Below are 22,931 nucleotides of genomic sequence, written 5' to 3'. Positions count from 1 at the left end.
AGCCGGACGCGTGTACGGGCGGCCGGGCCTGTGAGTGGGAGGTCGGACGCGGACGGTGATGGGGCGTAGGGGGGGAGGGGGGGCGTTCGGGGGGAGGGGGCGGGACTGGAGAGCTGGTCCCCCCCCTTCGCGGTACGTGCCCGCGGGCGGTCAGCCGCGCTGGATGCCCGTGGTGTCGGCCAGCACGCCCTGGCTGCCGTCCGGCAGCTGCGCGACCAGCGCGGCGCCGCGCTGCTCGACGGCCAGGTACCAGGTGCCCGGCACGACCTCGCCGACCGGGGCGCCGGCCGGGTTGTCCTTCGGGGCCAGCTGGCGCGGGGCCGGGACGGCGAACCAGAACGGCTGGAAGTCCGCCGCCGGGGCGGCCGCCTGCTGCTGCGCGGCCGGGGCCGGCTGCGGCACCGGGGTGCCGGCGTCGTGCGGCTGGACCGGCTGGCCGGGCTGCGGCTGGCCGGCGCCCGGGTAGCCGTAGCCGCCCTGGCCGCCGAACGCCGGGTCGTGGCCCTGGGCCGGGTAGCCGTACTGACCGGGCTGGCCGGGCGCACCCGGGTGACCGGGCTGGCCCGGGTAGCCGTACTGGCCGGGGACGGCCGCCGGGCGGTCGGAGACCAGCGGGGCCTTCAGCGCGGGCACCAGGGGGCTCGCGGCGGCCGCGCCGGCGAGCACGATCAGCGCGATGAAGCCGAGCCAGGCGCCGAAGCCGTGGCTGACGTTCGGGCCGTACGGGCTGGCGCCCAGGGACCAGACCGAGGTCCACAGCGCGGCGACCGCGAAGGCGATGCCCCACTGGTCCAGTCGCAGGCCGAGGACCTGTCGGTTGGCCGCGGCCTGGCCCTGGAAGCGCTGCACCAGGATCAGCGCGGCGGCGACGATGCCGAGCAGGTAGATCGAGGGCAGGACGGGGAACAGATCGGTGCTCCACGCGTTCTTTGAGGCGTCCGCACAGAGCCGACCGCTGCAGTCCGCGGCCAGATAGGGCAGGAAGGAGGCGATGAAGAGCAGGACGGCCGCGCCTGCGACGGCGGCGTCTCCCCTGGTGAGAGCGCGCAGATTCACTAACGTTCCCCTCGTTGACGTGTCGTGGACGGTGGTTCGTGCGGTCGGGCCGACCGGCCGAAACTCCCGAACGGACCAGAAGCCTAGGCCCATCCGTCCTGCCGGTGCACGGCGGGACCGGGAATGGGGCGAAGTCGTTGCAAACCGTGCGGTCCGGGCGGAGCGTCGTCCTCCGGGGGTGTGCGGTTCAACTCCCGTGTCGCTCTTCGGTCTTCTCTTGGGTCGTCAGGAACGCGGTCAGTGCGTCGGCGATCCCCTGGGCCGCCTGTTGGCGCCACTGAGGGTCCGTCATCCGCTTCGCGTCCGTCGAGTTGCGCATGTTACCGCACTCGATGAACACCTTGGGGACGGTGGAGAGGTTGAGGCCGCCCAGGTCGGAGCGGGTGTCCAGGCCGTCCTTGGCGGTGTAGTCCGCGTACGGTTCGCCGGTCGCGGCGTGGAACCGCTCGCGCAGCAGGAGGCCGAGCCGGTGCGAGGGATCGACGATGGCCGCGTTGTCCGCCTTTCCGGCCACCACCCTGGCGGGCATGATCACGTGGAATCCGCTGCCGCTCGCCGGGCCGCCGTCCCCGTGCACCGAGAGCGCGACGTCGGCGTGCGCGTCGGCGCCCGCGCGGGCGCGTTCGTCGATGCACGGGCCCCAGGGGCGGTCGCCGTCCTGCGCCAGCACCACCTTGGCGCCCCGGGCGGTCAGGATGGCGCGGGCCCGGCGGGAGACGTCCAGGGTGTACTCGGCCTCGGAGTAGCCCGCGTTGGTCTCGGTGCCGGTGGTGTCGCACTCCTTGCGGGTGTTGCCGATGTCCACCTGGCGGTTGATCTCGGCGGTGTGGGCGGAGTTGCCGGGGTTGTGGCCGGGGTCGAGCAGGACGGTGCGGCCGGCCAGGTCGGTGGCGGTGTCGGCGGGCGGGGCCGGGGTCCCGGCCGAGGGGGCGCCGCCGGTGGGGCCGCTGTCGGTGGGCGCCGGTGCGACCGGAGGGGTGAGGGGTGTGCCGGTGGCGGCCGGCTGGTCCGTGGCCGGCTGGTCCGTGGCTGTCGGAGCCGGGGGCTCGGCGGCCGGGGCCGAGCCCGGGGACGACGTGGCCGGGGCCGCCGCGGCGCCCGCCGGGCCGGAGTGGTCGAGGGCCCGCCAGCCGAACCAGCCCGCCGTGCAGAGCGGAACGGCCACGGCCGCGGCCGTGGTGGCGCGCAGCAGGGCGGAGCGGCGGGGTGGTCGGGCGGCGGAACCGGTCACTGGTCGGTCAGATCCTGTCCTGGGTGCGCGGAGTCAGACCGTAGTTCTTCGCGATCACGTTCCACTTGGTCATGAAGTCCGTCTTCGCCTGGGTGGCCTTCGGGTTGAGCTCGTCCGCGCGCTTCTTGTCAGGGGTGGCCGGGGCCCTGCCGGTGCAGCCCTGGGCGGCGACGGCGCGCGCCCAGCTCGCGTACGCCTTGTCGATGTCGGCCGACAGCTGCCAGGCGGACTTCAGCGAGTTCACCGCGTCCGCGCCGCCCGGCAGGTCCGTGACGGTCAGTTGGGAGAGCTTGGCCAGCAGGGCGGCCCGCTGGCTCGCGCCGTTGTCGAAGTCCTGCGCGGCGCTCTCGATGTCGGCCTTCGGCGGGCAGCTGGTCACCTTGGCGACGGCGCTGCCGATCGGGGCCTTGGCGTTCTCGCCCTCGCTGAGCAGACTGTCCAGCGCCTGGGCCTGTGTGCCGGCGGCCGGACCGGGGCCGGTCGCGGTCGGGGACGGCGTGCCGGCGGGCGAGCCGGAGGCGCTCGCTGCGGCGCTCGGCGCGCCGTCCGTGCCCGTGGGCGCGGGGGCGGGCGGCAGGTTGTCCGGGCCGGTCGCCGGGGCGGAGGCCGGGGCGGGCACGGCCCGGTCGTCCTTGTCGCCGCCCTGGAGGGCGAACAGCAGGCCGCCGCCGATCGCCAGCACCAGCAGCAGCGCCGAGCCGATCAGCAGCGGGGTCCTGCGGTTGGTGGGCCGGTCCTCGTCGTCCCCGTGGCCGGTCGGATAGTCGGGCTGGGTGCCGTAAGGAGGCTGGGCGCCGTACGGGGACTGCGGCGGGGCGGCGGGCGGCTGCAGGAGGTAGTCGTAGCCGGCGGCCTGCTGCGGTGCCTGCTGCGGGGCGTGGGACTGCGGACCCGCATGGGAGGGGAACGGCGAGGCCGGGGGCGGGGCGGCCGGGGGCGGCGGAGCGGCGGGGAACAGCCGGGCGGTCGGCGGATCGTAGCCGGGCGAGGCGGCCAGGTACGGGCGGGCGCCCAGCGGCGGGCCCTGGTCGCCGACGGCGCCGGGCACGGACGGCGGGGCCGTCGGGCCGGGGTGGGCGGCGGCCTGCGGAGCCGCGGACTGCGGGGCCGCGGGAGGCTGGGGGGCGGCGGGAGCCCCGGGGGCGGACTGGGCTTCGGCCGGGCGCTGCGGGCCGCGCACCCAGCCGCCGGCACCGCCGCGCGCGGTGGGGTCCCAGACCGCCGGAGCGCTGTTCTGCTGGTCCGTCATGTCGCTGCTGGCCCCCACCGTCCGCCGATGATCTGCGCTCTGCCTGGTGCTGCGCGGCCACCGTACCGTTCGAACCCCCGCCCGACAGCCCCGGCACGACGTTAGAGCATCGGTGCGGGGACGCGGGAAGGAACGCGCTACCGGGCGGCTCGGCGCAGGACCCGCAGGGAGCCCGTCACCGAGACCTCCTCGAAGCCCTCGGCCAGCGCCCGCAGGTACACCCGGTACGGGGCCTGGCCGCCGTCCGCCGGATCCGGGAAGACGTCGTGCACCACCAGCAGGCCCTCCGGCGCCAGGTGCGGCACCCAGCCCTCGTAGTCGCCGGTCGCGTGCTCGTCGGTGTGCCCGCCGTCGATGAACACCAGGCCCAGCGGGCGCCCCCACAGCGCGGCGATCCGCGGCGAACGGCCGACCAGCGCCACCACGTGCTCCTCCAGCCCGGCGGCGTGCAGGGTGCGGCGGAACCTCGGCAGGGTGTCCATCAGCCCGACCTCGGGGTCGACCAGCGTCGAGTCGTGGTACTCCCAGCCGGGCTGCTGCTCCTCCGAACCGCGGTGGTGGTCGACGGTCAGCGCGACGGTCCCGGCCTCCCGCGCCGCCGCCGCGAGCAGGATCGCCGAGCGGCCGCAGTAGGTGCCGATCTCCAGCACCGGCAGCCCGGTGCCGCGTGCCACCGCCACCGCCGCCGCGTACAGTGCGAGCCCCTCGTCCACCGGCATGAACCCGGTGGCCTCCTCGAACGCCGCCAGCACCTCGGGCGCCGGCTCGGCGCTCAGCAGCAGGTCGGACATGCGGTGCTCCTCGGGGGTCGGGACGCGGGCGGACGTGCACGGACCCTACTCGACGGTAGCGGCGGCGACGGCGCCGGGGCGGCCGGGGCGGCCGGGGCCGCGCGGGCTCACGGTGCCCGGCCCGCGAGCAGTCGGTGCCCGCCCAGTGCCCGTCCGGTGCTCAACCGGCGAGCAGCTCGGCGGCGATCCGGGCGCGGTGCGGGGCCAGCTCGGCGGCGATCGCCCCGGCCTCGGCGGGGGCGGCGGTGACGGCGGCCGGCCGGGCCTCCGCGCGCTCGACCAGCGCGATCCGCAGATGGGTCGGCGGGTGGGTGGAGTCCACGGCGACGCGGTCACGGGCGCTGAGCCGCAGCAGGCGCTCGCGCTCGGTGGCGGGGACGGAGCCGAGGTGCTCGCGCAGGCGCTCCCAGAGCAGGTCCGGGGCGGGCGGCTTCGGCGGCTCCGGCTGCTCGGCCGTCCGGCCCCGGCCGCGGCGGACCGTCCGGGGACGCCGGCGCTCCTCGGCGCGGATCCGGTCCACGGCCGTGCACACCGGGCCGAACAGCAGGAAGGTCGAGAGCATGCCACCGGCCGCCTCGCTGCCGCCGACCCGGACGGCGAGGGCGTCCGCTCGGTACTCGGCCTGCTGTCCGGCGCGGGAGGTGAGCCGGTCGAACAGGTACAGGCCCTGGAGCAGCAGCCAGGCGACGGCCCGCAGGGCGACCGCGCCGACCATCGCGCCGATCCGGATCAGCAGCGAGACCTCGTCGCCGGGCCGGCGGCCCGGACGGTCGGGCCGGACCATGTCGTACCAGGCCGCGAGCGCCACGATCGCGCTGTGCAGCCAGAACGAGCGCCGGTGGTCGCCGTTGACGTGATGGCCGAACTCGTGGCCGAGCAGGGCGATCCGCTGCCGGTCGTCCAGCACCTCCCAGAGCGGCAGACCCAGCCGGAGGACGGGACGGCGGCGCAGCCCCACCAGCCCGTAGGAGGCGTTGAACTCGTCGGTGACCTGGATGGCGGCCACCGGCGCGGCACCGAGCTCGGCGGCAACCCGGTCCGCCAGCCCGTACAGCGCCGGAGCCGAGGCCCGGTCGAGGACGTTCTCGCGCGGCAACCGGCCGAGCCGGGGGCGCAGCGCGACCGCGATCACCAGCGCCACCGCGCCCGCGCAGCGCTGCACCGTGTTCCCGGTGACGAGCAGCCAGAGCGCCAGGAAGAACAGGCCGACGGTGACCAGGTGGATCGGAACGGCGGCGGCGGAGGCCAGCAGCCAGTCGCGGCGGGCGGTGGGGGAGTCGCCGCCCGCGGCCTGCTCCTCGAACAGCCGGTCGGTGCGGTCGGTCGCCGCCCGCTCGCGCCGGGTGGGCGCGGCGGTGCCGTCCTGACCGGGGGACAGGTTCCAGTCGCAGGCCGGGCACCAGGCGGTGAAGCGCCGGTCGGCGGTCAGCGCGGCGTCGCAGCGGGGGCAGGGCCCGCCGTGGGCGGCCGGCTCGGCGGAGATCGGCGGCGACGTCGGTGGGGACGTCGGTGGGGACGTCTGCGGGGGTATCGACACGGTGGTGATCATGGCGTGTTCCGGTGGTGGAAGGACAGTGGATCCGCACAGTTCCGCCGGCCGCTTGTTGTGGAACGCGTTCTCGTCGCGCCGCGCCGCCCGTGCCAGAATCGGCGCGACCGCCGATCCGAGGAACACCAGGCACCCCGGGAGCAGCACCATGCGCGCAGCCGTCCTGCACAAGACCGGCCAGGAGACCCTCGACGTCCGCGAGGACGTGACGGCCGTGGGCTTCGGGCCGGGCACCGTACGGGTCCGGATGCGCGCCGCCAGCCTCTGCCACTCGGACCTCTCCGCGATGAGCGGCGTGCTGCCGCAGCCCGCGCCGTTCGTCCCCGGGCACGAGGGCGCCGGGGACGTGGTGGAGGTGGGCGAGGGCGTCACCGGCCTCGCCGCCGGTGACCGGGTGGTGCTCTGCTGGATGGCCCCGTGCGGCCGCTGCGACCACTGCCGCCGGGACCGCGGCCACCTGTGCATCGCCAGCCTGCGCGGCCTCGGCGCCCCGGGCTTCCGGATCGCCGAGGGCGAGCTGAACGCCTCAGGCTTCTACGGCACCGGGGCCTTCGCCGAGGAGGTCGTGGTCGCGGCGAACGCCGTCATCAAGGTGCCCACCGACCTCCCCTACGAGGCCGCCGCGCTGATCGGCTGCGGAGTGACCACGGGCATCGGCGCCGCCGTGAACACCGCCCGGGTCGAGCCCGGCGCCTCCGTCGCGGTGATCGGGGCGGGCGGGGTCGGCGTGGCCACCGTGCAGGGCGCCCGGGTCTGCGGCGCCGGCCGGATCACCGTCGTCGACCCGGTGGCCTCGCGCCGCGAGCGCGCCCTGGCCTTCGGCGCCACCGAGGCGATCGCGCCCGAGGAACTGAAGGCGGCGGCCAAGAAGCTGCCCGGCGGCGGCTTCGACTACGTCTTCGAGGCGGTCGGCCGCGCGGCCACCGTCCGGGCCGGCTACGAGGCCGCCCGGCGCGGCGGCGCGGTGGTGGTCATCGGCGCGGGCGCGCAGGACGACCTCGCGCAGTTCACCATGGGCGAGCTGTTCTTCAACGAGAAGCGCCTGCTGCCCTCGCTGTACGGCGGGGCGACGGTGACGCGCACCATCGGGCTGGTCGTGGACCTCTGGCGGGCCGGGCGGATCGACCTCGACGGGATGGTCACCCACCGGGTGGGGCTCGCGGACGTCAACGAGGCGATCGCGCAGATGCGCAGCGGCGAGGCGCTGCGGACGGTCGTCACGATGGACTGAGGGCCGGGCCGGGCCGGGGGCGGGACGCGGGGACGGCCGGGCGGGGCCCGGGGAAGAGCGAGGGCCCGCCGGGGGAGTCCGTGCTCTCCCGGCGGGCCCTCGGGCGCGGCACCGCCGTGCGGTGCTGCCGCGCGGTGCCCTTGGTGCCGACGCCCCGGTGGTGGTGCGGTCAGCCCCGCGCGCCGGCCGCGCGGTGGCGGCCGTGCGGGTCGGTCTCCGGGCTGTCGTCGTCGGCGGAGCCACCGCGGTGGCGGCCGTGCGACCCGGCGTCCTTGGCCGTCTTCTCGTCGGCGTCGGTCCCGGTAACCGCGGGTCCGGTGGTGTCGGTGAGGGTGTCGGACATGAGATTCGTCTTTTCCGTGCGGAGGGTGCGGGTCATCGGCGCCCGGCCGGCGCCGGTGGCGCACGGTCGGGTCCCCGATCGGGTGCTCGGTACGCGCCCGTAGCCGGTGATCACGGCCCGTGCCCCGGCCACCATAACGGCCGGGACGGGCGAGATCCTATCGAGATCCTGACGCGAGTCCCGTGCTGGTCCGGGGCCCGGGGCCGGGCCGACGGCCCGCGCTCACCTGCGCAGTTCACTCGGATCGCCCAGCGCGGCGTCGGGGCCGCCCGGCCGTGCGGGAAGGTCCGGGAAGGTCCGGGAGTTCGTGATCTTCGGCGGGCGGAGGGCGGATCAGCCCGGACGGCCGGTCCGCAGGAACGTGGCCAGCAGCTCGTGCAGGACGGCGGCGCCCTCGTCGGCGAGCACCTCGTGCCCGGAGCCCGCCGCCTCGACGTACCGGAAGTCCTCGCCCTCGACCCGGCCGATCCGCAGCAGTTCGTGCCGCAGCGACCGGGACTGGCTCACCGGCACGACCTCGTCCCGGTTGCCGTGCACCATCAGCAGCGGCGCGCTCAGCCGGTGTGCGAGTTGCAGGACGTCGCGCGGTCCGCGGGCGTCGGAGATCGGCTCGCCACCGCCCAGGCGGGTGGCCAACGCCCCCACGGGGGGCGCCGCTTCGGCCAGCAGCCGGGCGCCGGACAGGAACGGTGCGACCACCGCGCAGCGGGCGACCTGCCCGGCCGGCGCGTGCGCGGCCGCCAGCAGCGCGAGGAAGGCGCCGTAGCTGACCCCGAAGAGGGCGGGCGGCTCCAGGCCCAGGGCGGCGCGCTGGCCGGCGATGCCGTCCAGCAGGTACAGGACGTCGTCCAGGTCGGGGCCGCCCCAGGCGCCCCGGATGGCCAGCGCGTGCGCCACGCCGTAGCCGGTGGAGCCGCGCTGGTTGGGCGCGACCACCGCCAGGCCCTCGGCGGCCATCCGCTGCAGCGCCGGGTCGAACTCCAGCCGCCAGGCGTCCGCCGGGCCGCCGTGCAGCGCCAGCACCAGGTGCGGGCTGCTCAGCCAGCTGTCCCCGCCGTACACCACGGCCTCCAACGGGCCTGCCGGGCCCGCCAGTTCGAGGCTCTGCGCGGGCTGCCAGCGGCCGCCGTCGCCGGGCGGGGTGCTGCCGTCCAGCCGCCAGCCGGGCGGTGTGGTCCGTACCGGGCGCATCCCGCCGGGCTGCCAGGGCAGGACGGTGTCCCGCCACGGGCCGGGCAACCCCGAGGCCAGCGGCGCGAGTTGAAGCGGCAGCGGTACCGGGGCGGAGGCGGCCGGGAGCGGGCCGTGCGCCAGCAGCGCGTCGACGTCCAGGGTGGCCAGCGCCGTCGGACGGTCGGGCGAGGAGTACGGCAGCCGAAGCCCGGCCTCGCCCCAGTGGCCGACCGCGCCGAGTCGCCCGGGCGGCGCCGGCAGCGGGTCCAGCCGTCCGGTGGCGGGCCGCCACAGCGCGAGTGTCGAGCCCGCGCCGTGGTCGATCTGCACCGCGACCCGGGGGCCGTCCGCCGCCACCCGCAGGGCCACCGGCCGCAGGAGCATGCCCGCGACGTGCAGGCACTCCGGGAACCGCAGCGGCTCCCCGGTGCCGAGGAGGCCCCAGCCGAGCCGGTCGGTGCCGGGCGCGTCGCTGCGCACCATCGCGAACCGGCTTTCCGGGTCGAACAGGACGAGGCGGTCGTTGCTGTGCGGGCCGATCTCCAGCAGCGGGGTGGTGCGGCCGGTGCGCAGGTCGAGCACCACGCTGCGGACCAGGCCGTCGTTCACCCGGTCCAGCGCGAGCAGTGTGCCCGTACGGTCGAGCCAGGTGCCGCCGCCGTGCAACCCGGGGATCTCGGCGACCTGTTCGGGCTCGCTGCCGTCCGTCCGCACCAGCCAGGCGGTGGTCGCCGGGCGGGTGTCGCTGCCGAGGGCGACCGCCACCGGCGTCCGCGGCCCGGCCCCGGCCGCCGCCGGGAGCGGCAGCACCCGCAGTCCGGCCATCCTGAGCGCACCCGACGGCTGTTCCACGGCGGAGCTTTCGCCCGGCGTCAGGCGGGCCAGGTCGTGCCGGTCGCCGTCGTGCCGACAGATCAGCACCGAGCCGTCCGCCAGGGCGACCAGCTGCGAGCGCAGGCTCTCCGAGCGGTTGCCGGGCAGTGTCAGCGCGGTCGGCGCGGCCGGCCCGCCGTCCTGCGGAAGCCGCCAGCTCTCCACGTACCAGCCGCTGTCGGCGGAGGAGGCGAGGCAGGCGGCGTGGCTGCCGTCGGCGGCGAAGGCGAAGTTCAGCCGGCGCAGGGCCTGGGTCACGGTCCGGGTGGCCACGTTCATGCTCCGCTCACCCCGGTGGTGCCGGCCGGGCGCGCGGCGCCGGACGGGCCTGTCGTGTCCGGCCGGAGCCGGGGGCCGCCGTGGCGCAGCCGCGGCCGGAAGGCCGGCGGGCCTGCCGCGCCGGTGCCGTAGCCGGGGGCGCGGCGGGCCCCGGTCCCGTCCGGGGGCACCAGGAGGTCGTCGCGCAGCGCCGCCCGCACCCGGGCCACTCCCCACCGCTGCCGCGGATGCTCGGCGCGCAGCCCGAGGATCGCCGGCGCCAGCCGACGGGCCGTCCCGCCGGTCCTGGCCGCGAGGGCGAGCCAGCGGCCGAGGCGTTCGGCGACCGGGCGGGCCCGCGGGAGGTCCTCGGACAGCAGCGGGTCGTGGCCGGTGGCCAGTAGGAAGAGGAGTCCGCCGAGGGCGTACAGGTCGACGGCCGGATGGGCGACGCGGCCGCGGTCGGCGGCGGCGAGCCGGCCGGGCCCGTGCTCGGGGGCGCGGTAGCCGGGGGCGCCGGCCGAGCCCGCGGGCCGTCCGGTTTCGGCGGCGAGTTCGAGGTGGGCCAGCCGCAGCGTGCCGTCCGGGCGGACCATGACGTTGCCGGGGGAGAGGTCGCGCAGCACCAGCCCCTGGGCGTGCACCTGTTCGACCAGATCGAGCAGTCCGTGCGCCACCGGCCCGGCCTCGGCCCAGTCGACGTCGGGGCGGCCGTCGCGCCGCAGCCGCGCGGCCACCCAGTCGTCCAGGGGCTGCCCGGCGATTCGTTCCTGCACCAGGAAGACGGAGTCCTCCTGCTCGATCAGCTCGACGGCGAGCGGCGCCAGGCCCTGCCCCGCCAGTCGGGCGAGCAGCGCGGCCTCGTGCCGCAGCGCGTCGCGGGCGTCGGTGCCGGCCCGGTCCACCCCCGTGTGCGCCCGGGCCTGCTTGACCACGACCTCGGCACCGCTCGACACCTCCCGGCCGAGGAACACCCCGCCCTCCGCGTCGTGCCGGACGGCGGCGGTCAGCGCGTACCGCCCGGCCAGCAGCACCCCGCCCCGGCGCTTCGCCCCGGCTGAAGGGGCCGCGGCGGAAGCGGAGGAAGGGGCAGGTGCGGAGGGAAGCGCCTTGCCTGAAGAAGAGGGAAGCGCCTTGCCGGAAGAAGGGGCGGCGCCGAAAGAAGGGGAAGGAACGCGCGGCGAGGACACGGGCGGCCTGGCCGTGCGCCGGAAGCCGCCGGCGGTGACGTCCCGGTCACCGCCGCCTCCCCGGCCTCCGGCACCGGTCAGTGCCGCCCGTGTCGTCTCCGGCCACGAACCCGCCGCATCCGGTCCGCGCTCCACCGATCCCCTGTCCCCGGCCGCACGCAGCGATGTGCCCGCCCTCATTCGCCACCACATCCCTTCGTCTCCGCCGCCGCGCCGGGTGCCCACTGCTCGCGGCACCCGGGGCGGCGGCCCGGCCCGATCGGTTTCCCCGGAGGGGGCGGCGGTGCCGCCCCGGCACGGGAGTGCTCACCCGGATCCCGTCCGGCCCGCGCGGCATCCGCCCGACTCCGGGTCGTGGCTGCCGCCGGTGCAACTCCCGTTCGCAGGAGTGAAGTTACTTTCGAGCCGGCCGAAGCCTCAACGCAGAGCCGGTCACTTCACTCGTAAGGGTGATCAAGGCGTGGTTTCGAATTCGTACGAGAACCCTGCTGTGAGTAACGGGCGCCCGGCGCGCGGCCGCGTACGGAGCGCGCGGGCCCCGCCGGGCGCCTCCCGTCACAGATTGACGCGCACCCGTACGCCCACAGCTCCCGCGTCCGAACAGCCGCCGCGACTCCCCCGGCAGCCCGCCGAACGGCCGAGGCCCGACCGCGCCCGCGCGCACGGTAGTCTCGACAGGTGCCGAAACTGTCCGACGTCATCACCGCGCTCGAAGAGGTCTACCCGCCGCAGTGGGCGGAGTCCTGGGACGCCGTCGGCCTGGTCTGCGGGGACCCTCAGGCCGAGGTCAACCGCGTGCTCTTCGCCGTCGACCCCGTCCAGGCGGTCGTCGACGAGGCCGTGGAGTGGGGCGCCGACCTCGTGGTCACCCACCACCCCCTCTACCTGCGCGGCACCACCAGCGTCGCCGCCACCACCTTCAAGGGCCGGGTGGTGCACACGCTGATCACCAACGGCATCGCCCTGCACGTCGCCCACACCAACGCCGACCACGCCGACCCCGGCGTCTCGGACGCGCTCGCCGAGGCGGTGGGCCTGCGGGTCACCGGCCCGCTGGTACCGGACCCGACCGACCCGCTGGGCCGCCGCGGCACCGGCCGGATCGGCCTGCTGGAGCCCCCGCTGCCCCTCTCCGCCTTCGCCGCGCAGGTGGCGAAGGGCCTGCCCGCCACCGCCGCCGGCGTCCGCGTCTCCGGCGACCCGAACCGGCTGGTCAGCCGGGTCGCGGTGTGCGGCGGCTCGGGCGACAGCCTCTTCGCCGACGTCCGGGCGGCCGGCGTGGACGCCTACCTGACCGCCGACCTGCGTCACCACCCGGCCTCCGAGGCCGCCGAGGCGGCGCCCGTCGCGCTGCTCGACGCCGCCCACTGGGCCACCGAGTGGCCCTGGCTCACCCTGGCCGAGCGGGCCCTGCTGGCCGTCGCCGACAAGCGCGGCTGGGCCGTGGAGACCAAGGTCTCCCACCGGGTCACCGACCCGTGGACCGCGCACGCCCCCATGTCCTTCACCGCCTGACCCGATTCACAGGAGCTCTCCGCTTGAACGCCGCGCCCGCCGACCAGATCCGCCTGCTCGACCTCCAGGCCATCGACTCGAAGCTCGACCAGCTGGCCCACCGGCGCCGGAGCCTGCCCGAGCACGCCGAGATCGACAAGGCCACCGCCGACCACACCGCGCTCAAGGACCTCGTCGTCGCCGCCGAGGCCCAGAGGGGCGACACCGCCCGCGAGCTGACCAAGGCCGAGCAGGACGTCGAGCAGGTCCGCTCCCGTGCCGCCCGCAACCAGCAGCGCCTGGACTCCGGCGCGATCACCTCGCCGAAGGACCTGGAGAACCTCCAGCACGAGATCGGCTCGCTCGCCAAGCGCCAGGGCGACCTGGAGGAGGTCGTGCTGGAGATCATGGAGCGCCAGGAGAGCGCCAACACCCGGGTCGAGGAGCTGTCCGCCCGCCTGGAGCACTCCACCATCGTGCTCAAGGAGGCCGAGGGCCGCCGCGACGCCTCCTTCGCCGAGATCGACGGCGAGGCCGACAAGGTCAAGCGCGACCGCGAGACCGTCGCCACCGTCATCCCCGCCGACCTGCTGAAGGTGTACGCCAAGCTGCGCGAGACCCAGGGCGGCGTCGGCGCGGCCCGCCTCTACCAGCGCCGCTGCGAGGGCTGCCGCACCGAGTTCTCCATCACCGAGCTGAACGCCATCAAGGCCGAGCCGGCCGACAAGGTGGTCCGTTGCGAGAACTGCTCGCGGATCCTGGTCCGCACCTCCGACTCGGGCGTCTGAGCCGGTGGCGGCGCGTTTCGTCGTCGAGGCTGACGGCGGGTCCCGGGGCAACCCGGGGCCGGCCGGCTACGGCGCGGTGGTCCGTGACGGGGACACCGGGCAGATCGTCGCCGAGGCCGCCGAGTTCATCGGCCACGCCACCAACAACGTGGCCGAGTACAAGGGCCTGATCGCCGGGCTCAAGGCGGCCCGCGAGCTGGACCCGGACGCCTCGGTGGACGTCCGGATGGACTCCAAGCTGGTCGTCGAGCAGATGTCCGGGCGCTGGAAGATCAAGCACCCCGACATGCAGCCGCTCGCCGCCGAGGCGCGCACCGTCTTCCCGCGCGCCCGGGTCACGTACACCTGGATCCCGCGCGAGCGGAACAAGGACGCCGACCGGCTGGCCAACGAGGCGATGGACGCGGGCAAGGCCGGGCGCCAGTGGGAGCCCCGCAAGCCGGCGGCCGCCGTCGAGGAACCCCCGCTGGAGACCGCCGCGCCCAAGGCCGGCTGGGCGGCCCCGGCCGACCTCGGCACCCCCACCACCTTCGTCCTGCTGCGCCACGGCGAGACCCCGCTCACCCCGGAGAAGCGCTTCTCCGGCAGCGGCGGCAGCGACCCGGAGCTCTCCGACAAGGGCCGCTGGCAGGCCGAGCGGGCCGCCGAGGCGCTGGCCGCGCGCGGCAGCGTCCAGGCGGTCGTCGCCTCCCCGATGCGCCGCACCCGGCAGACCGCCGAGACCGTCGCCGCCCGGCTCGGCCTGGAGGTCCGGTACGAGGACGGGCTGCGCGAGGTCGACTTCGGCGACTGGGAGGGCCTGACCTTCGCCGAGGTGCGGGAGCGGTACCCGGACGACCTGACCGCCTGGCTCGGCTCCGCCAAGGCCAGGCCGACCGGCAGCGGCGAGAGCTTCACCACGCTCACCCACCGGGCCGGCGTCGCCCGGGACAAGATCCTCGCCCGGTACGCGGGGAAGACGGTCCTGGTGGTCTCGCACGTCAGCCCGATCAAGACCCTGGTCCGGCTGGCGCTCGGCGCCCCGCCGGACTCCATGTACCGGATGGAGCTGTCCGCCGCCTCGATCTGCGCCGTCCAGTACTACGCGGACGGCAACGCCTCGCTGCGGCTGCTCAACGACACCTCGCACCTGCGCTGACCGGCCGGTCACGGACGTGCTCAGTGCACGTCCGTGACCACCACGTCCAGCTGCCACGGCTTGCGCGCCGTGCCCTCCGCCGCGAGCTCGACCTGGTGGCCCAGCTCCAGCAGCGCGTCCATCAGCTCGCCGGGGGTCTTCGGCTCGGCCCCGGCGAGCAGCAGGTCCCGGACGATCCGGCCCTTGGTCGCCTTGTTGAAGTGGCTGACCACGGTGCGCTTGCCGTCGCGCTCCTGGAGCACCCGGACGGTCGCGGTCCGGGAGGCCACCTCGCCGGCCGGCTTCCACGCCGCCGCGTACGCGGAGCTGCGCAGGTCCAGCACCAGCCCGTCCGCGACCTCCGGGAGCACGGGGGCCGTCACGCTCCGCCAGTACGTGCCGAGCGCCCCCAGCTCCGGGAGCTTCACGCCCATCGAGCAGCGGTAGGACGGGATCCGGTCGGAGATCCGCACGGCGCCCCAGAGGCCGGAGAAGACCAGCAGCGAGCGCTCGGCCCGGTCGTACGCGGCGGCGCCCAGGGTGGCCAGGCCGAGGTTGTCGAACAGCACCCCGGTGTACACCTCGCCCGCCGGGCGGGCCCCGGCCGTCGGCAGTCCGGCGTTCTTGGCGATCTCGCCGCGCAGGCCGGGGGAGAGACCGAGCACCTCGGCGGCGGTGTCCTCGTCGCCCCGGCACAGGCGCACCAGCGCGTCCAGTACCGCGCCGCGCGCCGCCGTCAGCCCGGGCAGCGACAGCCGCTCCAGCGCCACCGGCCCGCCGTCCCCGGATCCGGCCTTGCCCTCCGAGGGCGGCAACAGCACCAGCACAGCGGACTCCTCGACGATCTGTGGCACACGAACCCCGCAACCCTACTGCGCCCGCCGTACGGACCCCGCCCTCGCGACCGCCCCCTTGCCCCGGCCCCGCAGCGGGCGGGCGGGCGCGGCCGGCAATTCGGTGGGGCACCCGGGCGTTCACCAGTACGGTGAGCGGCGAGGAGAGTGAGTGCGATGACCCTGCGACCCCTGGACCTGGTGCCCGGCGACGACGACGCCGTGGAGGAGTCCCTGTCCGTGCGCCTGCCCGCCGGCCTGCCGGCCGAGACCCGGACCGCGCTGGAGTTCGCGCTGCGGGCGGCCGCGCAGGCGGTGATGGCCGGGCGAGTACGGGTGACCGGGGCGCCGGACGGCGCGGACACCGCCGAACTCGCCTTCGAGGTCCGCCAGTCCGACGTCCCCAGGGCGCTCACCGGGCCGACCGCTCCGGAGGCCGGTCGGGAGGCCGGTCGGGAGAGCAGGGCCGAGCGCCGGGCGGCCATGGTGGCCCGGATCCGCACCGCCAACGCGGAGACGCTGGAGAGGCTCAAGGACCTGTGACCGAGTACCTGGACCTCGACGACGTCACCTACCTCGCCGGCGGTCCGGAGACCGTCCGCGACCTCGGCGGCCTGCTCTCGGCGATCGCCCGCCCGCAGGCGAGCCTGTTCGGCGAGGACGCCTACCCGGACCTCTGGTCCAAGGCGGCGGCCCTCGGCCAGAGCCTGGCCCGCAACCACCCCCTGATCGACCGCAACAAGCGCACCGCCTTCGAGGCGATGCTGCTGTTCCTGGACTACAACGGCGAGCCGTACACCGACCCGCACCCGGACGACGCCGTGGCCTTCATGCTCCGGCTCGCCACCGGGGGCTACGACGACGCGGTCGCGCTCGCCGCCAAGGACCTGAAGTCCCTGCTGGGGCGCTGAGCCCCGCCGGGGCCGCCGGGCCGTGCCACCCCCTCCGGCCGGGGGCGGCGAGGCCCGGGCGTCGCCACCCGGACGCGCCACCCGGACGCGCCGCCAACCCGCCCCGGGCCGCCCCGCGGTGGGAGGATCGGTCCGTGCCCGCCCCCCAGCCCCGCGCCGCCGCCGCGCCCGTGCCTGCCCCCGGGCCCGCGCCCGGCCCCCGCCGCCGTCTGCTCGTCCTGGCGATCTGCTGCCTGAGCCTGTTCATCGTCGGCCTCGACAACACCGTGGTGAACATCGCCCTGCCGGTGATCCAGCGGGACCTGGGCGCCCCGGCGTCCGGGCTGCAGTGGATCATCGACGCCTACACCCTGGTGCTGGCCTCGCTGCTGATGCTGTTCGGCTCGGTGGCCGACCGCTTCGGTCGCCGCCGGGTGTTCCAGACCGGGCTGGTCTGCTTCGCGCTCGGCTCGCTGCTGTGCAGCCAGGCGACGAGCCTGGGCTGGCTGGTGGCGTTCCGGGCGCTCCAGGCGGTGGGCGGTTCGATGCTCAACCCGGTGGCGATGTCGATCATCACCAACACCTTCACCGACCCGAAGGAGCGGGCCCGGGCGATCGGTGTCTGGGGCGGCGTGGTCGGCATCTCGATGGCGCTCGGCCCGCTGCTCGGCGGCTTCCTGGTGGACGGTGCGGGCTGGCCGTCGATCTTCCTGATCAACGTCCCGGTGGCGCTCGCCGCCATCGCGCTGACCGCCCGCTTCGTGCCCGAGTCCCGGGCGCCCCGGCCGCGCCGGCTGGACCCGGTCGGGCAGCTGCTGATGATCGTGCTGCTCGGCTGCGGCACCGCCGCGATCATCGAGGGGCCGGCCAACGGCTGGACGTCCCCGCTGATCCTCGCGCTGGCCTCCACCGCCGGGGCCGCGCTGATCGCCTTCCCGCTCTGGGAGCGCCGGGTGGCCGAGCCGCTGGTGGACCCCCGGTTCTTCGCCAGCGCGCCGTTCACCGGCGCCACCGTCACCGCGGTCTGCGCCTTCGCCGCGCTCGGCGGCTTCCTCTTCCTCAACACCCTCTACCTCCAGGACGTCCGCCACTACGGCCCGGTCGAGGCCGGCCTGTGGACGCTGCCGATGGCCGGGATGATGCTGGTCTGCGCGCCGCTGTCCGGGCGGATCGTCGCGAGCCGGGGCCCGCGCCTGCCGCTGGTCGCGGCCGGTCTCGGCCTCGCCGCGAGCGGGCTGCTGCTGACCCGGCTCGCCGCCGACTCCCCGCCCGCCCTGCTGCTGGCCGCGTACGGGCTGTTCGGCTTCGGCTTCGGCATGGTGAACGCGCCGATCACCAACGCCGCGGTGTCCGGCATGCCGCGCGCCCAGGCGGGCGTGGCGGCCGCGGTCGCCTCGACCAGCCGTCAGATCGGCCAGTCGCTGGGCGTGGCGGTGATCGGCACGGTCGTCGCCTCGGCCGTGGTCGGTCCGGTCGCGACCGGCTTCGCCCGGGCCAGCCACGCCGGCTGGTGGATCCTGGTCGGCCTCGGCGGCGCCGTCCTCGTCCTGGGCCTGGTCACCACCACGGCCTGGGCGAGCGCGACGGCCGCCCGGGTGGCCGCCCGCCTCGGCGCCGAGCCGCCGGCCGTCCGGTCCGGTGTACGGGAGGCGCCGCCCGAGCGGCTACCATGACCACTACGGCGGAAGAGCCGGCCGGGCGGTCGCGACGGGTCCCAGACCCGCCGAGGAACGTCCGGGCTCCACAGAGCAGGGTGGTGGGTAACGCCCACCCGGGGTGACCCGCGGGACAGTGCCACAGAAAACAGACCGCCCACCGCTTTTCGTGGTGGGTAAGGGTGAAACGGTGGTGTAAGAGACCACCAGCGACCGGGGTGACCCGGCCGGCTAGGTAAACCCCACCTGGAGCAAGGTCAAGATCGGTGCCCTCGGGCACCGTGCGCGGACGTTTGAAGGCTGCTCGCCCGAGTCCGCGGGTGGACCGCACGAGGCTGTCGGCAACGGCAGCCCTAGATGGATGGCCGCCTCCCCGGGCCGCGCAAGCAACCCGGGCGACAGAACCCGGCGTACAGGCCGACTCTTCCGCCCCTTTCCCTCCCCGCCGTCCGGCGGGGCCCCGCCGGGTCAGGCGGGGCGGGCGCCGACGGCGTCGCGGATCTGGTCGCCGAGGCCGCCGTTGACGCGGGCGCAGTTGGCGCAGCAGAAGAACATGCCGGCGACTTCGACGCCGTGGCCGACGATGCGCACGTCGCACTGTTCGCAGCGCGGGGCGAGCTTCTCCATCGCGCACTCGAAGCTGTCGAAGGTGTAGGTGTCGCCGGTGACCGTCTTGATCTCGAAGGCCAGCCAGTAGTCGTTGCCGCAGGTGACGCAGATGGCCATGGCGGCCGTCTCCTTCCGGTGGGGCCGTCCCGGCGGGGCGGCTCGACTCCCAGTGTCGAAGGCCCGGTCGGCGGCGGCCACCCGGGGCGAGCGGCGGGGGCTCAGGCGGAGCGGGCGGAGAGGTCCTCCAGGGCGCGGACGGCGCGGTCGGCGTCGTCGGCGGCGACGAACAGGTGGTCGTGGTGGAAACCGGCCACCACGTTGCAGCTGATGCCCTCCTCGGCGAGCCGGCCGGACACCGCGGCGGTCAGCCCGACGGCCTCCAGCGCCGAGTGGATCCGCAGGGTGATCCAGGCCGCCACGTACTCGTAGCGCAGCCCGAGCGCGTCCGCCTCCTCCTGGGCGACCACCATCGTCACCCCCTCGGGTTCGGCGACGGTCACCACCGGCCGCATGCCGGCGGGCACCCGGGCGGGGAGCGTGCAGTAGACGTACCGCCCCGGGTTGAGCTGCGGGCTCATTGCGCGCAGCAGCGTCGCGAGGTCTCGTTCTGCGGCCATGCCCGCCACCGTAGCGGCTGGACGGGGGATGCGTCGTGCTCCGTGGGCGTGTCGGAATCCGTTGACGAGCGACAGTCACCGATATATCGTCGAGCTATCGAGACAGTAACTCGACTGCCTCGTCGAACCGTGGAGACGGAGGTGGGCGCGATGCGCTCGGAAGGTCAAGGAATGCGATTCCGCTGGGAAGGCCCGCGCGGAGGCGGCCCGGGCGGCGGCCGGCGCCGCGGCCCGGGCCCCGAGTTCCGGGGGATGCCCGGGGAGGGCGTCGAGGGCCGGGAGGCGTTCGGCGGGTTCGGCCCGCCGTTCGGCGGCGGCGGCCCCGGCCGGCCGATGGGCGGCCCGTTCGGGCACGGCTTCGGCGGCCACGGCGGCCGGCGCGGAGGCCCGCACGGCCGGCGCGGCGGCCGGGCCCGGCGCGGTGACGTCCGGGCCTCGCTGCTGGCGCTGCTCAAGGAGCGGCCGATGCACGGCTACGAGATGATCGCCGAGATCACCGAGCGGACCGGAGGGGCCTGGCGGCCCAGCCCGGGGTCGATCTACCCCAACCTCCAGCTGCTGGAGGAGGAGGGCCTGATCACCGCGCAGGAGGTCGGCGGCAAGCGGCTGGTCTCGCTCACCGACGCGGGCCGGGCCGAGGCCGACGCCGGGCCGGCCGAACCGTGGGCGGAGGCCGGCCGGGAGGTCGACTGGGAGGCCGTCCAGGAGGTCGGCCAGGCACTAGCCGCCGTCGACCAGGCGATCCGGCAGGTCATGGCCACCGGCACCGAGGCGCAGCGCGCCAAGGGCCTGACCGTACTGACCGAGGCCCGCAAGAAGCTGTACCTCATCCTCGCCGAGGACGACTGACCGGCCCGGGGGGGAGCCGGGGAAGAACCCGCGGGGGGCGCCGCCGGGCAGCCCGCCGGGGAACGGGACGGGCGGTGCCGCTGCCCGGGCGGTCCGGGGGAGGGCCGCAAGGGCCTCGCGGGCCTCGCGGGCCTCGCGGGGTTCATGGGCCTCAGGCGCTCATGGGCCTCACGGCCGGACCGTGAACAGCGCCACGGACACCAGCAGCAGCACCGCCCAGCCGAACCAGAGCCAGGCGTTCGGCCCGATGACCACGCTGTAGAGGCACACCACCAGGAGCAGCACCCCGGTGACGCCCGCGACCTGCCGGTTGTGGTGCTCCACCGCCCGGGAGCGGCTCCTCGGGTGCCGAACCGTCCTCGCCATGCCGACCTCCCCGGGAGGCGAACGAAAAGGGCAATGCAGGGCGACGCAGGGCGACGGCGAGGCGCGCGGCCCGTCAGCCGGAGGCGCGGACGGTGGCCGCCTCGTCGTACTCGTAGCGCCAGAACCAGCTCAGGCCCCGAACCTGCTTGCTCCGGACGTACACCAGTGTGCGCGCGGCGGCCTCGCCGTGCGCGGGGACCGGAACCTTGTACTTCTTGGGCACGCCGAGCATCGGCCCCAGGGGGATGGGCAGGATCGTCCCGTCCAGGGGGCCGCCGACGAATTCGGTGTCCGCGCTCTTCATCCCCCCAGGGTCTCACCTCCGCGCCGGACCGGGACCGGGACCAGGGCCGGGGCCGCGCCCGGGGCGCCGGACGGGGTGCCGGCGGGGGAGCGCCGGGACGACCGGGGGCTCCCGGACGGGAGGGCGGGCGGGACGTCGCGTGCGGGCGGCGTGCCGGGAGTGTGCCCGGGGTGCGCCCGTGGGCGTCACCGCGAGTGTGACCGGAGAGGCACCGCCCCCGGTCATCCGGAGGCCCTCCGCACCCTTATCCTTCCTGTTACGCCCTCGGGGTCCACCCGGGTCAGCGGGCCCGTACGGGCCGGGCGAGGCGCGAATCCGCGCGCCATCCGGCCGATTTGGCGCGGACAGCGTGCTGCCGCGACTGCGTACCGTGACCCGGGCGTCGGCCGCCCGGTGACCCCGGTCCACGGCCGGCAGGGCGCGGACGTCAGGGCCGAGCACCCCGGGAAGCAGTCGGGGGCTCCGTGCGTTGCGTCGAGTGGTACGTCGAACGCTGTGTCGCACCAGGCACGGCAGTTGCGCGGAAGGGGCCCGATGGAAGCCGGCAGCAGGTGGACGACCTGGTGGCAGAAGCGTGAACGTCAGCGGGCGGGGGGCGCCGACGACCCGGCCGCCGGACTCGATCAGCTGCTCGGCGCCGCGCGCGCCGGATTCCCGCTCGCGCCCGCCGCCCACCCGGCCGGCTACCGGTGCTCCTGCGACCGGGTGGCCTGCCCGGCCCCCGCCCAGCACCCGGTCTCCTTCGCCTGGCAGACCCAGGCCACCACCGACCCCGAGCAGCTCTCCCGCTGGCTCGCCCGCGACCCGCAGGCCAACTTCATCACCGCCACCGGCCGGGTGCACGACGTGCTGGACGTCCCGGCGGAGGCCGGACGGCTGGCGCTGGAGCGGCTGACCGCTCTGGGTGTCGAGGGCCCGGTCGCCGCCGTCGGCGAGGACCGCTACCTGTTCTTCACCGCCACCCGCGGCACCCCCCAGGACGAGGACGAGTGGTGGCCGAGCGCGCTCGACTCCACCCCGGACACCATGTCCGAGCACCCCGGCCTGCGCTGGCACTGCCGCGGCTCGTACACCCTGCTGCCGCCGGCCGCGCTGCCGGACGGCTCCCACGTGAGGTGGCTGCGCGGGCCCGAGCAGCCGCTGCCGGACCCGCTGCGGGTGCTGGACGTGCTCACCGACGCCTGCACCGAGGTGGGCGCCGTCGCCGAGGAGCAGTGGCTGATCGGCTAGGGCGCCCACCGGGCGGCGCGGGTCACGCCGGCGACGCCGGTCACGGCAGGGTGAGGATCTCCGCGCCGTCCGCCGTGACCACCAGGGTGTGCTCGAACTGGGCGGTGCGCTTGCGGTCCTTGGTGACGACCGTCCAGCCGTCCTCCCAGATCTCGTAGTCGTAGGTGCCCAGGGTCAGCATCGGCTCGATGGTGAAGGTCATGCCCGGCTTGATCACCTCGGTGGCCCGCTCGCTGTCGTAGTGCGGGATGATCAGGCCGGAGTGGAACGACGTGTTGATGCCGTGTCCGGTGAAGTCCCGCACCACGCCGTACCCGAAGCGCTTGGCGTAGGACTCGATGACCCGCCCGATGACGTTGATCTGACGACCCGGCTTGACCGCCTTGATCGCCCGGGCGAGGGATTCCCGGGTGCGCTCGACCAGCAGCCGGGACTCCTCGTCCACGTCGCCGACCAGGTAGGTGGCGTTGAGGTCGCCGTGCACCCCGTGGATGTACGCGGTGGCGTCGATGTTGACGATGTCGCCGTCCTGGAGCACCGTCGAGTCCGGGATGCCGTGGCAGATCACCTCGTTGATCGAGGTGCAGACGGACTTGGGGAAGCCCCGGTAGCCGAGGTCGGACGGGTAGGCGCCGTGGTCGCACATGTAGGCGTGGGCGACGGCGTCCAGCGCGTCGGTGGTGACGCCGGGGGCGATCAGCTTGGCCGCCTCCTCCATCGCCCGGGCGGCGATCCCGCTCGCGATCCGCATCTTCTCGATCGTCTCGGCGGTCTGCACCTCGGGCCCGGTGTACGGCGTCGGCGCGGACTTGCCGACGTACTCGGGGCGCGCGATGTGCGCCGGGACCTTGCGGGTGGGGGACTGGATGCCGGGTACGAGAGCCATGCCGCGAGTCTAGTCGCCGGTCCCCGGGGCCCCGGGGGGTGTGCGGCCCGGGCCGGGGCGGGGAATGATCGGTACCGACCCATCCTTCTGGCCTTCTGAACGGGAGAGCGCCATGCCCCTCGGATTCAACCGCAAGCCGACCGGCAAACCCGGCGAGTGGTTCTACTGCATCAAGCACAACAAGGTCGAAGAGGGCCCGGAGTGCCCGGCGAAGGACCGCCTGGGCCCGTACGCCACCCCGGAGGAGGCCGCCCAGGCACTGCGCATCGCCGACGAGCGCAACCGCGAGTGGCAGAACGACCCGCGCTGGAGCGACAAGCCGAAGGACGACGCCGAATAGCCCGCCCGG

24 protein-coding genes and 1 other RNA gene are annotated in these 22,931 nt (G+C 75.6%); 11 read left to right on the top strand and 14 right to left on the bottom strand.

Annotated elements, in window-relative coordinates:
• Window positions 1-150: 150 nt before the first annotated feature.
• The 5 genes from ACFVGO_RS34305 to ACFVGO_RS34285 all read right to left on the bottom strand — a co-directional run bounded on the left by ACFVGO_RS34305 (window position 151) and on the right by ACFVGO_RS34285 (window position 5,876).
• Window positions 151-1,056, bottom strand: coding sequence for a hypothetical protein (locus ACFVGO_RS34305; RefSeq protein ID WP_359896883.1), 906 nt, complete (start codon window positions 1,054-1,056; stop codon window positions 151-153).
• Window positions 1,057-1,243: 187 nt separating this feature from the next.
• Window positions 1,244-2,287 carry an N-acetylmuramoyl-L-alanine amidase gene (locus ACFVGO_RS34300; protein ID WP_359896884.1) on the bottom strand — a complete coding sequence of 348 codons (1,044 nt, stop codon included), beginning with the start codon at window positions 2,285-2,287 and terminating at the stop codon, window positions 1,244-1,246.
• Between the two features lie 7 nt (window positions 2,288-2,294).
• Window positions 2,295-3,536, bottom strand: coding sequence for a hypothetical protein (locus tag ACFVGO_RS34295; RefSeq protein ID WP_380636023.1), 1,242 nt, complete (start codon window positions 3,534-3,536; stop codon window positions 2,295-2,297).
• Between the two features lie 137 nt (window positions 3,537-3,673).
• Entirely contained in the window at window positions 3,674-4,327 is a 654-nt protein-coding gene (locus tag ACFVGO_RS34290; RefSeq protein ID WP_359896888.1) for a class I SAM-dependent methyltransferase, read from the bottom strand.
• Between the two features lie 160 nt (window positions 4,328-4,487).
• Window positions 4,488-5,876, bottom strand: coding sequence for a M48 family metallopeptidase (locus ACFVGO_RS34285; protein ID WP_380636021.1), 1,389 nt, complete (start codon window positions 5,874-5,876; stop codon window positions 4,488-4,490).
• Between the two features lie 148 nt (window positions 5,877-6,024).
• On the opposite strand from ACFVGO_RS34285, the gene ACFVGO_RS34280 reads away from it, so the two are divergent.
• Window positions 6,025-7,107: an alcohol dehydrogenase catalytic domain-containing protein gene (locus tag ACFVGO_RS34280; RefSeq protein ID WP_380636019.1), complete on the top strand. Its 1,083-nt coding sequence runs from the start codon at window positions 6,025-6,027 to the stop codon at window positions 7,105-7,107.
• A gap of 169 nt (window positions 7,108-7,276) precedes the next feature.
• Here the strand turns inward: ACFVGO_RS34280 and ACFVGO_RS34275 are convergent, their stop codons facing one another.
• The 3 genes from ACFVGO_RS34275 to ACFVGO_RS34265 form a co-directional block, all read right to left on the bottom strand.
• Window positions 7,277-7,450: a hypothetical protein gene (locus tag ACFVGO_RS34275; RefSeq protein WP_359896893.1), complete on the bottom strand. Its 174-nt coding sequence runs from the start codon at window positions 7,448-7,450 to the stop codon at window positions 7,277-7,279.
• Between the two features lie 333 nt (window positions 7,451-7,783).
• Entirely contained in the window at window positions 7,784-9,775 is a 1,992-nt protein-coding gene (locus tag ACFVGO_RS34270) for an alpha/beta hydrolase family protein (protein WP_380636016.1), read from the bottom strand.
• A complete protein-coding gene (locus ACFVGO_RS34265; protein ID WP_380636014.1) occupies window positions 9,772-10,788 on the bottom strand; it encodes a hypothetical protein in 1,017 nt (338 codons plus the stop codon). Before ACFVGO_RS34265 ends, ACFVGO_RS34270 begins: the two co-directional genes overlap by 4 nt.
• Before the next feature lie 834 nt (window positions 10,789-11,622).
• On the opposite strand from ACFVGO_RS34265, the gene ACFVGO_RS34260 reads away from it, so the two are divergent.
• The 3 genes from ACFVGO_RS34260 to ACFVGO_RS34250 are packed head-to-tail and all read left to right on the top strand — an operon-like array spanning window position 11,623 to window position 14,364.
• Window positions 11,623-12,459 (top strand): Nif3-like dinuclear metal center hexameric protein, encoded by an 837-nt coding sequence (locus ACFVGO_RS34260; protein WP_380352524.1) that lies wholly within the window; start codon window positions 11,623-11,625, stop codon window positions 12,457-12,459.
• 23 nt (window positions 12,460-12,482) lie between these two features.
• Entirely contained in the window at window positions 12,483-13,226 is a 744-nt protein-coding gene (locus tag ACFVGO_RS34255; RefSeq protein WP_359896899.1) for a C4-type zinc ribbon domain-containing protein, read from the top strand.
• A 4-nt stretch (window positions 13,227-13,230) separates the two neighbouring features.
• On the top strand, window positions 13,231-14,364 hold the full coding sequence (locus tag ACFVGO_RS34250; protein ID WP_359896901.1) for a bifunctional RNase H/acid phosphatase: 1,134 nt from the start codon (window positions 13,231-13,233) through the stop codon (window positions 14,362-14,364).
• A gap of 20 nt (window positions 14,365-14,384) precedes the next feature.
• Here the strand turns inward: ACFVGO_RS34250 and yaaA are convergent, their stop codons facing one another.
• Window positions 14,385-15,170: a peroxide stress protein YaaA gene (gene yaaA, locus ACFVGO_RS34245; RefSeq protein ID WP_380636026.1), complete on the bottom strand. Its 786-nt coding sequence runs from the start codon at window positions 15,168-15,170 to the stop codon at window positions 14,385-14,387.
• Window positions 15,171-15,353: 183 nt separating this feature from the next.
• On the opposite strand from yaaA, the gene ACFVGO_RS34240 reads away from it, so the two are divergent.
• The 4 genes from ACFVGO_RS34240 to rnpB all read left to right on the top strand — a co-directional run bounded on the left by ACFVGO_RS34240 (window position 15,354) and on the right by rnpB (window position 18,150).
• Window positions 15,354-15,719 (top strand): hypothetical protein, encoded by a 366-nt coding sequence (locus tag ACFVGO_RS34240; protein ID WP_359896902.1) that lies wholly within the window; start codon window positions 15,354-15,356, stop codon window positions 15,717-15,719.
• Window positions 15,716-16,087, top strand: a complete 372-nt coding sequence (locus tag ACFVGO_RS34235) for a type II toxin-antitoxin system death-on-curing family toxin (protein WP_359896904.1) — start codon at window positions 15,716-15,718, stop codon at window positions 16,085-16,087. Before ACFVGO_RS34240 ends, ACFVGO_RS34235 begins: the two co-directional genes overlap by 4 nt.
• Before the next feature lie 170 nt (window positions 16,088-16,257).
• On the top strand, window positions 16,258-17,739 hold the full coding sequence (locus tag ACFVGO_RS34230) for a DHA2 family efflux MFS transporter permease subunit (RefSeq protein WP_359897128.1): 1,482 nt from the start codon (window positions 16,258-16,260) through the stop codon (window positions 17,737-17,739).
• A 13-nt stretch (window positions 17,740-17,752) separates the two neighbouring features.
• Window positions 17,753-18,150: RNase P RNA component class A (rnpB, locus tag ACFVGO_RS34225), an RNA gene on the top strand.
• 39 nt (window positions 18,151-18,189) lie between these two features.
• Here rnpB and ACFVGO_RS34220 read toward each other — a convergent pair.
• Together ACFVGO_RS34220 and ACFVGO_RS34215 are read right to left on the bottom strand one after the other, a co-directional pair.
• A complete protein-coding gene (locus ACFVGO_RS34220; protein ID WP_359896907.1) occupies window positions 18,190-18,447 on the bottom strand; it encodes a Prokaryotic metallothionein in 258 nt (85 codons plus the stop codon).
• Between the two features lie 101 nt (window positions 18,448-18,548).
• Complete coding sequence (locus ACFVGO_RS34215) at window positions 18,549-18,947, bottom strand: ACT domain-containing protein (protein ID WP_359896909.1); 399 nt, start codon at window positions 18,945-18,947, stop codon at window positions 18,549-18,551.
• Window positions 18,948-19,118: 171 nt separating this feature from the next.
• Here ACFVGO_RS34215 and ACFVGO_RS34210 point away from each other — a divergent pair, with 171 nt between their 5' ends.
• Window positions 19,119-19,796 carry a PadR family transcriptional regulator gene (locus ACFVGO_RS34210; RefSeq protein ID WP_359896911.1) on the top strand — a complete coding sequence of 226 codons (678 nt, stop codon included), beginning with the start codon at window positions 19,119-19,121 and terminating at the stop codon, window positions 19,794-19,796.
• A 168-nt stretch (window positions 19,797-19,964) separates the two neighbouring features.
• Here the strand turns inward: ACFVGO_RS34210 and ACFVGO_RS34205 are convergent, their stop codons facing one another.
• Together ACFVGO_RS34205 and ACFVGO_RS34200 are read right to left on the bottom strand one after the other, a co-directional pair.
• On the bottom strand, window positions 19,965-20,162 hold the full coding sequence (locus ACFVGO_RS34205) for a hypothetical protein (RefSeq protein ID WP_380636009.1): 198 nt from the start codon (window positions 20,160-20,162) through the stop codon (window positions 19,965-19,967).
• Window positions 20,163-20,235: 73 nt separating this feature from the next.
• Window positions 20,236-20,466, bottom strand: a complete 231-nt coding sequence (locus ACFVGO_RS34200; RefSeq protein ID WP_359896915.1) for a hypothetical protein — start codon at window positions 20,464-20,466, stop codon at window positions 20,236-20,238.
• Window positions 20,467-21,000: 534 nt separating this feature from the next.
• Between ACFVGO_RS34200 and ACFVGO_RS34195 the strand changes: the two genes are divergently transcribed.
• On the top strand, window positions 21,001-21,696 hold the full coding sequence (locus ACFVGO_RS34195) for a bifunctional DNA primase/polymerase (protein WP_359896917.1): 696 nt from the start codon (window positions 21,001-21,003) through the stop codon (window positions 21,694-21,696).
• 40 nt (window positions 21,697-21,736) lie between these two features.
• On the opposite strand, the gene map is transcribed toward ACFVGO_RS34195, so the two are convergent.
• Entirely contained in the window at window positions 21,737-22,582 is an 846-nt protein-coding gene (gene map, locus ACFVGO_RS34190; protein ID WP_359896918.1) for a type I methionyl aminopeptidase, read from the bottom strand.
• A gap of 112 nt (window positions 22,583-22,694) precedes the next feature.
• On the opposite strand from map, the gene ACFVGO_RS34185 reads away from it, so the two are divergent.
• Window positions 22,695-22,922, top strand: coding sequence for a hypothetical protein (locus ACFVGO_RS34185; protein ID WP_359896920.1), 228 nt, complete (start codon window positions 22,695-22,697; stop codon window positions 22,920-22,922).
• Window positions 22,923-22,931: the final 9 nt, after the last annotated feature.

Source organism: Kitasatospora sp. NPDC057738 (genome assembly GCF_042798815.1).
Taxonomy (GTDB): Bacteria; Actinomycetota; Actinomycetes; order Streptomycetales; family Streptomycetaceae; genus Kitasatospora; species Kitasatospora lactacystinica.
This window is presented reverse-complemented; position numbering and strand designations above follow the sequence as displayed.